This window comes from Frigoribacterium sp. Leaf415 (genome assembly GCF_001424645.1).
GTDB lineage: Bacteria > Actinomycetota > Actinomycetes > Actinomycetales > Microbacteriaceae > Frigoribacterium.
On the sequence record NZ_LMQR01000001.1, the window covers coordinates 342,585 to 356,112 of the forward strand.

16 protein-coding genes and 1 tRNA gene are annotated in these 13,528 nt (G+C 71.6%); 10 read left to right on the top strand and 7 right to left on the bottom strand.

Annotation, left to right across the window (positions count from 1 at the left end):
• Window positions 1-71: 71 nt before the first annotated feature.
• From ASG28_RS01660 to ASG28_RS01670, 3 genes are read left to right on the top strand one after another with little or no spacing between them, the layout of a single operon-like run.
• Window positions 72-530 carry an FAS1-like dehydratase domain-containing protein gene (locus ASG28_RS01660; protein WP_055971307.1) on the top strand — a complete coding sequence of 153 codons (459 nt, stop codon included), beginning with the start codon at window positions 72-74 and terminating at the stop codon, window positions 528-530.
• Window positions 527-958 (top strand): MaoC/PaaZ C-terminal domain-containing protein, encoded by a 432-nt coding sequence (locus ASG28_RS01665; protein ID WP_055971310.1) that lies wholly within the window; start codon window positions 527-529, stop codon window positions 956-958. The genes ASG28_RS01660 and ASG28_RS01665 overlap by 4 nt, the downstream gene beginning before the upstream one ends.
• The gene (locus ASG28_RS01670) at window positions 955-2,046 is read left to right on the top strand and encodes a UDP-N-acetylmuramate dehydrogenase (protein ID WP_255351254.1); all 1,092 of its coding nucleotides are present in this window, start codon (window positions 955-957) and stop codon (window positions 2,044-2,046) included. The genes ASG28_RS01665 and ASG28_RS01670 overlap by 4 nt, the downstream gene beginning before the upstream one ends.
• Before the next feature lie 70 nt (window positions 2,047-2,116).
• Here the strand turns inward: ASG28_RS01670 and ASG28_RS01675 are convergent, their stop codons facing one another.
• The 5 genes from ASG28_RS01675 to ASG28_RS01695 all read right to left on the bottom strand — a co-directional run bounded on the left by ASG28_RS01675 (window position 2,117) and on the right by ASG28_RS01695 (window position 7,149).
• The gene (locus ASG28_RS01675) at window positions 2,117-2,743 is read right to left on the bottom strand and encodes a response regulator (RefSeq protein WP_055976695.1); all 627 of its coding nucleotides are present in this window, start codon (window positions 2,741-2,743) and stop codon (window positions 2,117-2,119) included.
• Window positions 2,744-2,826: 83 nt separating this feature from the next.
• Window positions 2,827-4,044, bottom strand: coding sequence for a sensor histidine kinase (locus tag ASG28_RS01680; RefSeq protein ID WP_082454229.1), 1,218 nt, complete (start codon window positions 4,042-4,044; stop codon window positions 2,827-2,829).
• Between the two features lie 75 nt (window positions 4,045-4,119).
• Window positions 4,120-4,929 (bottom strand): ABC transporter permease, encoded by an 810-nt coding sequence (locus ASG28_RS01685; RefSeq protein WP_055971313.1) that lies wholly within the window; start codon window positions 4,927-4,929, stop codon window positions 4,120-4,122.
• On the bottom strand, window positions 4,926-5,846 hold the full coding sequence (locus ASG28_RS01690; protein ID WP_055971316.1) for an ABC transporter ATP-binding protein: 921 nt from the start codon (window positions 5,844-5,846) through the stop codon (window positions 4,926-4,928). The genes ASG28_RS01685 and ASG28_RS01690 overlap by 4 nt, the downstream gene beginning before the upstream one ends.
• A gap of 100 nt (window positions 5,847-5,946) precedes the next feature.
• Entirely contained in the window at window positions 5,947-7,149 is a 1,203-nt protein-coding gene (locus tag ASG28_RS01695; protein WP_235477468.1) for a pyridoxal phosphate-dependent aminotransferase, read from the bottom strand.
• Between the two features lie 232 nt (window positions 7,150-7,381).
• Between ASG28_RS01695 and ASG28_RS01700 the strand changes: the two genes are divergently transcribed.
• From ASG28_RS01700 to ASG28_RS01725, 6 genes are all read left to right on the top strand, one after another.
• A tRNA-Trp gene (locus ASG28_RS01700) sits at window positions 7,382-7,454 on the top strand.
• Window positions 7,455-7,538: 84 nt separating this feature from the next.
• Entirely contained in the window at window positions 7,539-7,820 is a 282-nt protein-coding gene (gene secE, locus ASG28_RS01705) for a preprotein translocase subunit SecE (protein WP_043592949.1), read from the top strand.
• 95 nt (window positions 7,821-7,915) lie between these two features.
• Complete coding sequence (gene nusG / locus ASG28_RS01710; protein WP_055971321.1) at window positions 7,916-9,010, top strand: transcription termination/antitermination protein NusG; 1,095 nt, start codon at window positions 7,916-7,918, stop codon at window positions 9,008-9,010.
• A 105-nt stretch (window positions 9,011-9,115) separates the two neighbouring features.
• Entirely contained in the window at window positions 9,116-9,547 is a 432-nt protein-coding gene (gene rplK, locus ASG28_RS01715) for a 50S ribosomal protein L11 (protein ID WP_043592945.1), read from the top strand.
• A 100-nt stretch (window positions 9,548-9,647) separates the two neighbouring features.
• The gene (rplA, locus tag ASG28_RS01720; RefSeq protein WP_043592944.1) at window positions 9,648-10,337 is read left to right on the top strand and encodes a 50S ribosomal protein L1; all 690 of its coding nucleotides are present in this window, start codon (window positions 9,648-9,650) and stop codon (window positions 10,335-10,337) included.
• Window positions 10,338-10,461: 124 nt separating this feature from the next.
• Window positions 10,462-10,998, top strand: coding sequence for a GNAT family N-acetyltransferase (locus tag ASG28_RS01725; protein ID WP_055971323.1), 537 nt, complete (start codon window positions 10,462-10,464; stop codon window positions 10,996-10,998).
• 43 nt (window positions 10,999-11,041) lie between these two features.
• On the opposite strand, the gene ASG28_RS01730 is transcribed toward ASG28_RS01725, so the two are convergent.
• Complete coding sequence (locus tag ASG28_RS01730; RefSeq protein ID WP_442855983.1) at window positions 11,042-11,995, bottom strand: NADP-dependent oxidoreductase; 954 nt, start codon at window positions 11,993-11,995, stop codon at window positions 11,042-11,044.
• Between the two features lie 159 nt (window positions 11,996-12,154).
• Between ASG28_RS01730 and ASG28_RS01735 the strand changes: the two genes are divergently transcribed.
• Window positions 12,155-12,796: a Pr6Pr family membrane protein gene (locus tag ASG28_RS01735; RefSeq protein ID WP_157485607.1), complete on the top strand. Its 642-nt coding sequence runs from the start codon at window positions 12,155-12,157 to the stop codon at window positions 12,794-12,796.
• Here ASG28_RS01735 and ASG28_RS01740 read toward each other — a convergent pair.
• Window positions 12,778-13,512 carry a YqaJ viral recombinase family protein gene (locus ASG28_RS01740; RefSeq protein WP_235451041.1) on the bottom strand — a complete coding sequence of 245 codons (735 nt, stop codon included), beginning with the start codon at window positions 13,510-13,512 and terminating at the stop codon, window positions 12,778-12,780. The genes ASG28_RS01735 and ASG28_RS01740 overlap by 19 nt on opposite strands.
• Window positions 13,513-13,528 lie beyond the last annotated feature (16 nt).

The window sequence follows — 13,528 nt, forward strand, 5'->3', positions numbered from 1 at the left end:
CATGCCGTGACCGTACGCCGTGCCCCCGACACCGGGCCGGGCGTCGTACCCCGCTGGTTAGACTCGACCGCGTGTCCGTGAACCCTGATCTGCAAGGGCGGGTCTTCCCGCCGGCCCCGCCCTACCTCGTGGGCCGCGAGAAGGTGCGCGAGTTCGCCCGCGCCACCGGCTCGACGAGCCCCCTGTCGCTCGACGTCGAGGCGGCCCGCGCGGCCGGCCACGGCGACCTGGTCGCCCCGCCGACCTTCGCCGTCGTCGTGCAAGAGGCCACCCTCGCCCAGCTGCTCGCCGAACCCGACGCCGGCATCGACTTCTCCCGCGTCGTCCACGGCGAGCAGCGCTTCTCGCTCTCTCGTCCGATCGTCGCGGGGGATGAGCTCACGGCGACCCTGACCGTCACGAGCGTCAAGACACTGGGCGGCAACGCGATGGTCACGGCGTCCTCCGACATGCGCGACGTCGAGGGGCGACACGTGGTCACCGCCGTGTCGACGCTCGTCGTCCGCGCCGACGACGAGGCCGTCGCGTGAGCGCCCTCGAGGTCGGCCAGGTCGTGGCCGAGAAGACCTACCCCCTCACACGCGACTCGCTGGTGCGGTACGCCGGGGCGTCGGGCGACTTCAACCCGATCCACTACCGCGACGACGTGGCGGCCGAGGTCGGTCTGCCCGGCGTCCTGGCCCACGGCATGCTCACGATGGGGACCGCCGTCCAGCCGGTCGTCGAATGGCTCGAGGGCGCGGGCGACGACGCCGGCGTGCTCGGCTGGGTGTCGGACTACCAGGTGCGCTTCACGCGTCCCGTCGTGGTCGACCCGACCGCCGGGGCCGAGATCGTCGTCGTCGCGAAGGTGGGCAAGCTCGACGACGAGGCCGGCACGGCGCGCATCGACCTGACCGTGTCCTCCGGCGGCCAGACGGTGCTGGGCAAGGCCCAGGTCGTGGTGACGCTGGCGTGACGACCTTCGCCGAGCTCACGACGATGCAGGTGGGCGGCGAGCCCGCCCGCCTCGTCGAGGCGACGACGACGGACGAGCTCCTGGCGGCCGTCCGCGAGGCGTCGCTCGGCGACGACCCCTGGTTCGTCCTCGGCGGCGGCTCGAACACGGTCGCCTCCGACGAGCCGTTCGACGGCACGGTCGTCCGCGTGGCCACGCGCGGTGTCGAGCGCGTCGACTCCGACGACGACCGCGTCCACCTTCGCGTCGCCGCCGGCGAGCCCTGGGACGACCTCGTCGCCTACACGGTCGAGCAGGGCTGGTCGGGGCTCGAGGCGCTGAGCGGCATCCCCGGCTCGACGGGCGCCTCGCCGATCCAGAACATCGGTGCCTACGGTCAAGAGGTCGCCTCGACGCTCGTGGCCGTCGACTTCCTCGACGACGACTCCGGTGAGTTCGTCCGCATCCCCGCGGCCAACCTCGACCTCGGCTATCGCACGAGCGTGTTCAAGCAGGGCCGCCGGGGCGTCGTCACGGCGGTCGAGTTCGCCCTGGCGGACCACGGAGGCGCGAGCGAGCAGGTCGCGTACCCGCAGCTCGCGAAGGCCCTCGGCGTCGAACTCGGGGCCCGCGTCTCGGTGGCCGACGTGCGGTCGAGCGTGCTGGCCCTGCGGGCCGCCAAGGGCATGGTGCTCGACCCCGACGACCGTGACACCGCGTCCAGCGGCTCGTTCTTCACGAACCCGATCGTGTCGCGGGCCGATGCGTCGACCCTGCCCACCGACGCACCGCGGTGGCCGACCGGCCCCGAACCCGAGCGTCGGGTCGTGCCGCTCGGTGAGGAGCCGGCCGCCCCGGCACCCCGGGCGCCCGCCGAGGTCAAGCTCAGCGCGGCCTGGCTGATCGAGCACGCCGGAATCGCCAAGGGCTTCCGACTGCCCGGTTCGCGGGCCGCCGTCTCGTCCAAGCACACCCTGGCCCTGACCAACCGTGGCGGTGCCACGGGCGACGAGGTCGCCGAGCTCGCCCGCTACGTGCAGCAGCGCGTCCAGTCCGAGTTCGGCGTGCTGCTGCACCCCGAGCCCGTGCTCCTCGGCCTGTCGCTCTAGGGACGAGGCCGCGCGGGGCACGTCAGCCAGGCGGCACGTCAGCCAGGCGGCACGTCAGCAGCTCGGGACGTCAGCCACGCGGCAGGTGCCCCAGCTCGAGGGCCAGCGTGACGGCGCGCGTCCGGTCGTTGACGCCGAGCTTCTCGAACACGTGCAGCAGGTGCGTCTTGACCGTCGCCTCGCCGACGAAGAGCCGGCGCCCGATCTCGCGGTTCGAGCACCCTTCGGCCACGAGGGCGAGCACCTCGGTCTCGCGGGGACTCAGCGGGCTCACGCGCGACGCGGGCTCACCGCCGGTGCGCGCCCGGCCGACGAGCCGGGCCGCCATCGCGGGAGCGAGAGCCACCTGCCCGGCCGCCACGGCTCGGAGACCCGCCAACAGCTCGTCCTCGGGCGAGGCCTTGAGCAGGTAGCCGCTCGCCCCCACCTCGATCGCCCGCAGGATGCTGTCGTCGGACTCGTAGGTGGTGAGCACGACGACGCGGGTGGACGGGCGTCGCGCCAGGACGGCCTCGGTCGCCTCGACCCCGTCGAGGCCCGGCATGCGGAGGTCCATCACGATCAGGTCGGGCTCGAGCGACTCGGCCAGGGCGACGGCCTCGTGGCCGTCGCTCGCCTGCCCGACCACGACGAAGTCGTCCGTCGTCGCGAGGAGCGCGGCGATGCCCTGCCGCACGATCGGGTGGTCGTCCGCCACGAGGGTGCGGTGGACGGGAGGCTCTGTCGGTGAGGTCTCGTCGACGGCCGGCGTCGCGCCGTCGTCCGCGGGCCCGGCGGCGGTCACGGGGTCGTCACCGCCGCCCGGGGCACCTGCGCGGTGACGATCGTGCCCTCGCCACCGGACGAGACGTCGAGTCGACCTCCCGAGAGGTGGAGCCGCTCGCGCAGACCGTCGAGCCCGAAACCTGTCGAGGCGACCGTCGGGTCGAACCCGTGGCCGTCGTCGGCGACGACCAGCGCCACCGTCCCGGTCGTGGCCGTGAGCGTGACCCGCGCGGCGGTCGAGGCGCTGTGCTTGCGGACGTTGGCCAGCGCCTCCTGGGTGCACCGCACCAGCACGACCTGCAGGTCGCGGGGCAGCTCGACCTCGGCGGCGTCGACCGTCACGTCGATGCCGCTCTCGCGCTCGAACCGCTGGCCGAGGCGGCGCAGGGCCGCCGCGACGTCGGTGCCGGCCGGGCCGGACGACGCGGTCGCCGCGACGAGGGTGCGGGCCTCGGTGAGGGCTTCGCGGGCGGCGGTCTCGATCACGTCGAGCCGTTCGCGGGTGGTCGTCAGGTCGCCGGCCGCGAGGGCGCCCCGGGTCTGTTGGGCGAGCATGACGACCCCGGTCAGGCTCTGGGCGATCGTGTCGTGGATCTCGCGGGCCAGCCGTTCGCGTTCGGCGCTCGTGCCGGCGTCGCGGTGGCGGGCGGCGAGTTCGGCCTGCGCCTCGCGCAGCTCGTCGAGCAGGCGGCCGCGCTCGGCTCCGACGCGGGCGATCGTGGTGATCCACAGCCCGAGCGCGATGCTGAACACGAGCGAGAGGCCCTCGCTGGTGGCGGCCGTCGCGAGGGCCTCGGCCGACCAGCCGAGGCTGACGACGAACCCGACCGAGATGGCGACGCACAGGCAGACGTTGGCGACGATCGCGGACCGGGTGCCGGGCAGCAGGGTCCAGATCAGCGGCATGAGGAACGCCTGCACGACCGCGAGCTCGGGGGTGGCGGCGACGGCGAGGCCACCCACGGCCACGACGGCGGCCACCGCCGCGACGGCCGGGAGCGACAGCAGGTGGTCGTCGCGACGGACCACGGGCCGGGCGAGGACGAACCACACGGCCGTCAGCAGTCCGACGGCGACGAACGACGCCGTCACCCGTCCGCTCGACGAGGTCGTGGCGAGGACGACCATCACGACGACGGTGACCGCCAGGCCGGCGTCCCACCAGCGCATCGAGATCGCGGTGCCCGACCGGGCGGATGCCCCGGCCTCGGCCCGCTCGCCGGTGTCGTCCATGTCGTTCACGCTAGCGGCAGGCGCCGGTCGTCGGGGCCGACGCCGGTCGGCGGGGGACCGGTGCCCGTCCACGGGTCAGGTGTCCTTCCTGATCCAGCGGAAGGTCAGCAGTGAGGCGACGGCACCGGCGACGAGCCAGACCGCCAGCCAGAGGGCGACGCCGGGCAGGTCCCACGAGCCGCCGGCCTCGCCGGCCGAGAACGCGTCGGGCAGGAACACGCTGCGCATGCCCTGCGCCAGCCACTTCAGGGGGAAGACCGAGGCCACCGACTGCAGCCAGTCGGGCAGCTGGGTGAACGGCAGGTAGACCCCCGAGATGAACTGCAGCACCAGCGTGATCGGGACGATCACGGCCGTGGCGCTCTTGCCGCTGCGGGGCACGCGAGAGAGGGCGATGCCGACCAGCGCCGAGGTCGCGATGCCGAGCAGGTAGACCCAGGCGAGCGTCAGCCACGACCCGGCCTCGGTCGGCAACGGCACGCCGAAGACCACGCGCGCGACCAGCACGAGCAGCGCCACCTGCAGCAGGCTCGTGACGAGCACCTGACCGAACTTGCCCGCGAAGTACGACCCGACCGGCAGGGGAGTCCCCGAGAGCCGTTTCAGGGTGCCGTCGCCGCGCTCGAGGGCGATGTCGACGGCGAGGTTCTGCACGCCCGAGAGCAGGATGCCGGCGGCGATCATGCCCGGGAGGTAGAACGCGGCGGCTCCGACCTCGGAGCCGTCCGGCCGGGTGCCGAACGAGCCCGACGCGCTAAAGGCCGTCGAGAAGATCGCGAGCATCACCACCGGGAACAGGAACGTGAAGAAGACGGTGTCGCCGGCCCGGAAGTACCCCCGGACCTCGTACCGGGTGCGGCTCAGGCCGAGCGCGAGGGTCCTCACGAGATCACACCGGACGAGGAGGCGCGGTGCCCGTCCCCGGCCGCGGTCGCGTCCGGGGTCCCGTCCGCGGCCCGCTCGGCGGTCGCGACCAGCCCGAGGTACACGTCCTCCAGGGACGGCCGGATCACCTCGAGCGAGCGGGGTTCGCCTCCGCGGGCGTGCAGGTCGGCGACCAGGGCGCCCGGTTCGGTGGTGCGGACGTCGTGCCGTCCGTGCTCGTCGACCCAGGTGACGTGAGGCGTGCGCGCCTCCTCGTCCCCGAGCTCGTCGGGTCGCCCCTGGGCGACGAGCCGGCCCTGGGCGATCACCGCGACGCGGTCGCTCAACTGGGCCGCCTCGTCGAGGTAGTGCGTGGTGAGGACGATGCTCGTGCCGTCGTCCGACAGCGACCGGATCAGCTGCCAGAACTGTCGCCGGGCCTCGGGGTCGAAGCCCGTGGTCGGCTCGTCGAGGAAGAGCAACTCGGGACCACCCACGACGCCCAGCGCCACGTCGACGCGGCGCCGCTGCCCACCGGACAACGACCGGATGCGGGCGCCCGCCTTCGCCTCGAGGCCGACCGCCGCGATGACCTCGTCGACGTCGCGCGGGTTCGGGTAGAAGCCCGCGAAGTGGGCGATCTGCTCGCGCACCGTGGCCGTCCCCTGCTCGCCGGACGTCTGCAGCACGATGCCGAGGCGTGCCTTCCAGTCGAGACCGCCGTGCTGCGGGTCGGCGCCCAGGACCGACACGTCGCCGCCGGACCGGTCGCGGTAGCCCTCGAGGATCTCGATGGTGGTCGACTTGCCGGCACCGTTGGGGCCGAGCAGGCCGAGGGTCTCGCCCGCGGCCACCTCGAACGAGAGGCCGTGCAGGGCGGTCGCGGTGCCGTAGGTCTTGGTGAGCTCGTGCACTCGCACGACGGGATCGGGTGTCATGGCTCCAGCGTGCGCCGTGGCGGCCCCGGGCACCAGGCCCGACCGGTCGAGGCCGGGTCCACCGATCGGTGGACCCGGCCTCGGGGTGGTGCGGGAGGGGTCAGGCGAACAGGCGCTGAAGGCGACGAACGCCCTCGAGCAGCTCGTCGTCGCCGAGCGCGTACGACAGGCGGAGGTAACCGCTGGGGCCGAAGGCCTCGCCGGGCACGGTGGCGACGTCGGCCTGTTCGAGGATGAGGTCGGCCAGCTCGAGTGACGTGGTGGGCGTCACTCCGCCCCACTCGCGACCGAGCAGGCCCTGCACGTCGGGGTAGACGTAGAAGGCGCCCTCGGGAGTCGGGGTGACGACGCCGTCGATCCGGTTGAGCTCGCGCACGATCGTGCCGCGGCGGGCGTCGAAGGCGACGCGCATGGCCTCGACCTCGTCCTGCGGGCCGGTGAGCGCCGCCAGGGCCGCGCGTTGCGACACGTTCGAGACGTTCGAGGTGAGGTGAGACTGGAGGTTCGCGGCACCCTTGATGACGTCGGTCGGGCCGATCATCCAGCCGACCCGCCACCCGGTCATGGCGTAGGTCTTGGCGACGCCGTTGACGAGGATCGCCTGGTCGGCCAGGTCGGGCACGGCCTCGGTGATCGAGGTGGCCGTCACGCCGTCGTAGGTGAGGTTCTGGTAGATCTCGTCGGTGATCACCCAGACGCCGGCCTCGAGGGCCCATCGACCGATGGCCTCGACCTCGTCGGGCGAGTAGACGGCGCCGGTCGGGTTCGACGGCGAGCAGAACAGCAACACCTTGGTGCGTTCGGTGCGGGCGGCCTCGAGCTGGTCGACGGTGACCTTGTAGCCCTGGTCGGCGCCGGCGAAGACCTCGACGGTCACGCCGCCGGCCAGGGCGATGGCCTCGGGGTAGGTCGTCCAGTAGGGCGCGGGCAGGAGGGCCTCGTCGCCGTCGTCGAGCAGCGCCTGGAAGGCCTGGTAGACGGCCTGCTTGCCACCGTTCGTGACGATCACCTGCGACGTCGACACCGTGGTGCCGCTGTCGCGTCGGGTCTTCTCGACGATCGCCTCGCGCAGGTCGGGCAGGCCGGCCGCCGCCGAGTAGCGGTGGTTGCGCGGGTCGCGGGCGGCGACGACGGCCGCCTCGACGATGTGGTCGGGCGTGGGGAAGTTGGGCTCGCCCGGGCCGTAGCTGATGATCGGTCGGCCCTGGGCCAGCAGGGACTTGGCCTTCGCGTCGACGGCCAGCGTGGCCGATTCGGCGATCGACGAGATACGGGACGAGAGACGGCGCACGGTCGGGGTCACGCGGGTCAGCCTAGCGGGGCGCCGGCGGGCCGGACCGGGCCGGTCCGGGCAGGGGCTCCGGGTGCGGCACGGCCCGGCTTTGCACCCGCCCGCCGCTTCGCCTACACTTGATGAGGCGATCGAATCCGCCTAGCTTCAGCGCGCCTCTGCAGTCCGGTTCACCAACAGCCGGTTGCGAGAGGCAGGACCCCCGGGTCCGGCCGAGAGGTCATCTGAACGGCGTCGATCCCATAGGGCGGTGGCTCAATTGGTAGAGCAGCGGTCTCCAAAACCGCAGGTTGCAGGTTCGAGTCCTGTCCGCCCTGCAGCCCGGCTGTGTTCTTCATGACACGGTGATCACACACAGATACGGACACAGGCCCTCGGGCCGAGCTCGGAAGGTCGGAACAGTGGCGAGAAAAGACGTTGACGTCCCCAGTGAAGACGTCGTCGAGAAGGCGAAGAGCGACGGTGCGACGCGCCGCAGCCCCTTCGCCCGCATCGCGTTGTTCATCCGCCAGGTGATCGCCGAGCTCAAGAAGGTCGTCACGCCGACCCGCAAAGAGCTGCTGAGCTACACCGGCGTCGTGCTGGTGTTCGTGGTCATCATGATGGCCCTCGTCTCCTTGCTCGACCTGGTGTTCGGCACCGGCGTCGGCTACGTCTTCGGCAACGGCCCCACCGGCAGCTGACGCGCCACCCACCGGCCGACTCCCCGAGCACCACGTGAGCGGGTCCCGTGCCACCGAGCACGTGCACCCGACAACCCCGATCGAAAGAAGAACCCTTGCCTGACAACGAGCGCGACGACATCGACCTCGCCACCGCTGCCGAGCAGTCCTCCGAGGTCGAAGAGGCCCAAGAGGGCGGCACGCTGGCCGCCGACGAGGACGCCGTCGAGCCCGCCGAGTCCGAGGCCCTCTCGGTCGTCGACGAGGGCGACGCCGGTTCGACCGACACGAGCGACCTCGACGGTCTGCTCGACACGTTGGCCGAGGCGCGCGACCCCGAGGCCGACGCGATCGTCGACGACGCCCTCGACATCGACGACGCCTTCGAGGCCGAAGCCGCCGTCGAGGCGACCGACGACGAGGCCGACTCCGAGGCCGAGCAGGCCGCCGACGAGGGCGACGCCGCCGGCGCTGACGCCATCATCGCCGAGGCCGAGCAGTCCGTCCAGGACGCCGACGCCGAGATCGCGCACGACGACGTCGACGTCGACGTGTCCGCCACCGAGGTCGAGGACGACGAGCCCGCCGAGGTCGACCCCTACGAGGCCTTCCGCTACGAGCTGCGCGGCAAGCCCGGCAAGTGGTACGTCATCCACTCGTACGCCGGCTTCGAGCGTCGCGTGAAGCAGAACATCGAGAACCGCATGGTCTCGATGACCATGGAGGACTACATCTACCAGGTAGAGGTCCCCATGGAAGACGTCGTCGAGATCAAGAACGGGCAGCGCAAGCTCGTCACCCGTGTCCGCATCCCCGGCTACGTGCTCGTGCGTCTCGACCTCAACGAGGACAGCTGGTCCGTCGTCCGTCACACCCCCGGCGTCACCGGCTTCGTGGGCAACGCCCACAACCCGACGCCGCTGCGTTTCGAAGAGGCCTTCAACATGCTGAAGAGCCTCGTCCAGGTCGACACGACCCCGGCCCCCGCCAAGGGCGGCGCCAAGGGCGGCAAGCAGGCCCAGCGGGTCATCCCCGCCGAGGTCGACTTCGAGATCGGCGAGACGATCACGATCAAAGAGGGGTCGTTCGCCGGACTTCCCGGTACGATCAACGAGATCAAGCCCGAGAGCGGCAAGCTCACCGTGCTGGTCTCGCTGTTCGAGCGCGAGACGCCGGTCGAGCTCAGCTTCGACCAGGTCACCAAGCTCTAGCAGGCACCCCCCCAGTTTTCAGATCACCGGAGTCCGCGCCGCGGGCCACCGGGAGAGCAGGTCGCGACCGCGATCGGCTCGAACCCCACAAGAAGGAAAAGAACAATGGCACCGAAAAAGAAGGTCACGGGTCTGATCAAGCTTCAGATCAACGCCGGCGCCGCGAACCCCGCCCCGCCCATCGGCCCGGCCCTGGGTCAGCACGGCGTGAACATCATGGAGTTCTGCAAGGCGTACAACGCGGCGACCGAGTCGCAGCGCGGCAACGTCGTCCCCGTCGAGATCACGGTCTACGAAGACCGCTCGTTCACGTTCATCCTGAAGACCCCGCCCGCCGCCGAGCTCATCAAGAAGGCTGCCGGCGTCGCCAAGGGTTCGGGTACCCCGCACACCACCAAGGTCGGCAAGCTGACCATGGACCAGGTGCGCGAGATCGCGACGACCAAGCAGGCCGACCTGAACGCCAACGACATCGACGCCGCGGCGAAGATCATCGCCGGCACCGCCCGTTCCATGGGCATCACGGTCGACGCCTAAGCAGCACCCCTCCGTGCAGGCGACCCGCCTGCACGACCCTGACATCAGTGGGAGAGCCGGCCAGGCTCGCAACCACGTCCCCAGTACGAAGAGGTCCAACATGGCTCAGAAGTCCAAGGCGTACCGCGCCGCTGCCGAGAAGATCGAGGCAGGCAAGTTCTACAGCACCAGCGAGGCCGTCGCCGTCGCTCGCGAGACCGGCTCGAAGAAGTTCGACTCGACCGTCGAGGTCGCGTTGAAGCTCGGCGTCGACCCCCGCAAGGCCGACCAGATGGTGCGCGGCACCGTCATCCTGCCGCACGGCACGGGCAAGACCGCCCGCGTCATCGTCTTCGCGACGGGTGCTGCCGCCGAGGCCGCCATCGCGGCCGGCGCCGACGAGGTCGGTGGCGACGAGCTCATCGAGAAGGTCGCCGGCGGCTACACGTCGTTCGACTCGGCCGTCTCGACCCCCGAGCTCATGGGCAAGGTCGGTCGTCTCGGCAAGGTGCTCGGCCCTCGTGGCCTCATGCCCAACCCGAAGACCGGCACCGTGACCCCCAACGTCGCGCAGGCCGTGAACGACATCAAGGGCGGAAAGATCGAGTTCCGTGTCGACAAGCACAGCAACGTGCACTTCGTCATCGGCAAGGCCGGTTTCTCGGAAGAGCAGCTGAACACCAACCTCGACGCCGCCCTCGAAGAGGTCGTCCGTCTGAAGCCGTCCTCGTCCAAGGGCCGCTACATCACCAAGGGCACGCTGTCGACGACCTTCGGTCCCGGCATCCCCCTCGACATCAACGTCTTCTAGGTCCACCCGACCCCGAAGACCTCGCGTCGCCCGAAGGCCGTCCCACTCTCGAGTGGGGCGGCCTTCGTCGTCGTCACCCGGTCGGTGGTCGGGTGAGGAGGCGCGGGTGGGGCACCATGGGCAGATGACCGTCACCGTGCGCCCCGCCCTCCCGACCGACGCCGCCCTGCTCGCCGAGGTCGCCGCGGTGACCTTCCCGCTCGCGTGCCCGCCCGGGTCGGACCTCGCCGACATCGCCCGGGTCGTCACCACGGTGCTGTCGGAGGACGCCTTCGCGAGGTACCTCGCCGACGACACCCGCATCGTCCTGCTGGCCGTGGACCCCACGGCCCAGGGCGCCCTCGGCTACAGCATGATGGTCGCGGGCGATCCGGACGACGCCGACGTCGCGGCGGCCGTCTCGTCCCGTCCGACCGTCGAGCTGAGCAAGTTCTACGTCATGCCCCAGGGCCACGGCACCGGTGCGGCCTCGACCCTGATGGCCGCGACCCTCGAGGCAGCCCGCGCGACCGGCGCCTCCTCGGTGTGGCTCGGCGTCAACCAGCAGAACGAGCGTGCGCTGCGCTTCTACGCCAAGCACGGACTCGTGCGGGTCGGGACGAAGACCTTCGCCCTCGGCGACGACCTGCAGCAGGACTTCGTCCTCGAGCGTCGCATCTAGGCGCACTGACGCCGGTCGACGGCGTCCCCGTCCGGTGGCCGGGTCAGGCGGCTTCGGTGTCGTCGGCGACGCGCAGCACGAGCTTGCCGCGGGTGTGCGACCGTTCGAGGCGCGTGTGGGCGTCGCGGGCGTCGGCCAGGTCGTAGACCTCGTCGACGTAGACCCGGACGTCCCCCGAGTCGAGCAGTCGCGAGATGACCGCGAGCGTCGCCCCGTCGGGGGAGACGGCGAACCCGGTCGACCGGATGCCGGCCTGCGCGGCCTTCTCCGCGAAGGCGGCGCCCGAGGCGAGCGGTGCGTGGACGGCGAGTCCTCCGGGGCGGAGCAACCTCAGCGACCGATCGGCCTCGACGTCGTCGTCGACCAGGTTGATCACGACGTCGACCTGGCGGACGCTCCGGTCGACGTCGGCCGCGCCGTAGTCGACGACCTCGGCAGCGCCGAGCTCGCGCAGCCAGGCCGAGTTGCCCTGCGAACCGGTCGCGACCACGTGCGCGCCGAAGTACGAGGCGAACTGCACGGCGAAGTGCCCCACCCCGCCCGCGCCGGCGTTGATCAGCAGGCGCTGGCCCTCGTGGGCCTTGGCGACGTCCACGACCATCCCCCAGGCCGTGAGCGCCGCGAGCGGCACCGCGGCGGCCTCGAGGTGCGACAGGGCCGCGGGCTTCCGGGCCACCGAGAGCGACGGGACGCTGATGTACTCGGCGTAGCTGCCGCCCGAGCGCGGGCACGGGGCCATGCCGTAGACGGCGTCACCCGGACTGAGCGGATGGGCGGCGTACGGCGTCTCGACGACGACGCCGCTGAAGTCGTGGCCCAGCACGGCCGGGAACGCCGGGATGGCGTCGCTGTCGCCGCGACCGGCCCGCGTCTCGAGGTCGAAACGGTTGACGCCGGCGGCGACGACGCGCACGAGGACCTCGGCGTTGACCCGTCGCGGGTAGGGCACGTCGGCGGCCACGAGCTGCTCGGGACCCCCGGTCCGCTCGATCACCATCGCACGCATCGTCGTGTGCATCGTCCTGTCCATCGGCAGCCCCTGTCGGCTCGTGCGCGCCGTGGCTCGGGCGCGGTGGTGACGCCAGTCAACGGGACGGATGAGTCACCCGTGTTTCGCGGGTGTCACCGACCGGGAAACGATGGGTACGGTGTGGTCATGAGAGCATCGGTCGCCGTCCTGCGCGTCGCGGCTGCGGTCGCGGTCCTCGTCGCCGTCGTCGCGCAGTGGGAGAACAGCCTGCGCGACCCGGGGTACCGGTTCGTCGACTTCTTCGGGTACTTCACGATCCAGAGCAACCTGATCGTGTTGGTCGCCCTGTCGGTCGGCGCGTTCACGGTCCTGCGTCGCGCGACACCGCCCCGCTGGACGGTCGCGCTGCGGGCCGGCGCCACCACCTACATCGCGCTGACCGGGCTGGTCTTCAACCTTCTGCTGGCCGGGTTGCCCTCGGACGACCCCTACACGCTGGGGTGGGCGAGCGACGTCTTCCACCGGGTGATCCCGCTCTACGTGGTGCTCGACTGGGTCGTCTTCGCCGACCGCGACCGTCAGCCGTGGCGGCGGGTGTGGCAGTTCCTGGCGTTCCCGCTGGTCTGGGTGGTCGTCGTGCTGGCTCGTGGCGCCGACTTCGTGCCGTATCCGTTCCTCGACGTGGCGACCCTCGGCGGGGGTGTCGTGGCCCTCTGGTGTGCGGGCATCGCCGTCTCGGTCACGGTGATCGGGGCGCTCGTCGTGGCGGCGTCACGGCTGCGCCTGCTCGACCCGGATCGGCCCGTGCCTCAGCGCAGCGGGTCGTAGGGCGGGGGTTCGTAGGCCTCGTAGGCGTCGGGCGGCGGCGGCGCCGAAGCCCGGCCGCCCGGGGCGAAGGGGTCGACGGGCGCCTGCCGCGCGAGCGTGTCGAGCACCTGGTCCGCGAGGGCCACGAGGCGGTGGATCTCGTCCTCGTCGCGCTCGACCCAGCGGCACTGCGGGTCGCCGTGCACGGGCACGAAGTCGGTGTGCTGCTCCCACACCACGAGGGTGCGCTCGGCGCCCAGCACGTACTGCTGCCACGCGACCTGTCGCAGGTACGAGCGGGGGATCGACGACCAGGCCTTCTTCGTCGTCTTGATCTCGCAGAGCTCGACGGTGCCGTCCGTGCGGACGGTCACGCCGTCGGGGGTGGCCAGGTGCCGCCGCTGACCTGCGGCGTGGAAGAGCTTCTGGCTGGACTCGATGCCGTGCCGCTGCAGCACCCACCGGGCGATCTCGGGCTCACGCGCCCGTCCGTGGTCGGTGTAGGCGTTGCCGCCGAAGCCGTTGCCGTAGAGCTTGTCGAGCACGACGGCCTGCACGGCCCGCGGGCTCGAGAGCCGGGCGACGTCGGTGGCCGTGATGCCCTGGCTGCGGGCCCGGAGCCACGCGATGCGGTCCGACGAGTCGGCCAGCACGCGCGTCAGGTGCGCAGGAGGCGCGGCGGGGGTCTCGGGCTCGTCGTCGTCCCACAGGGCGAGCATGGGTTGGACGACGGTCATGGTGACCATTGTCCCT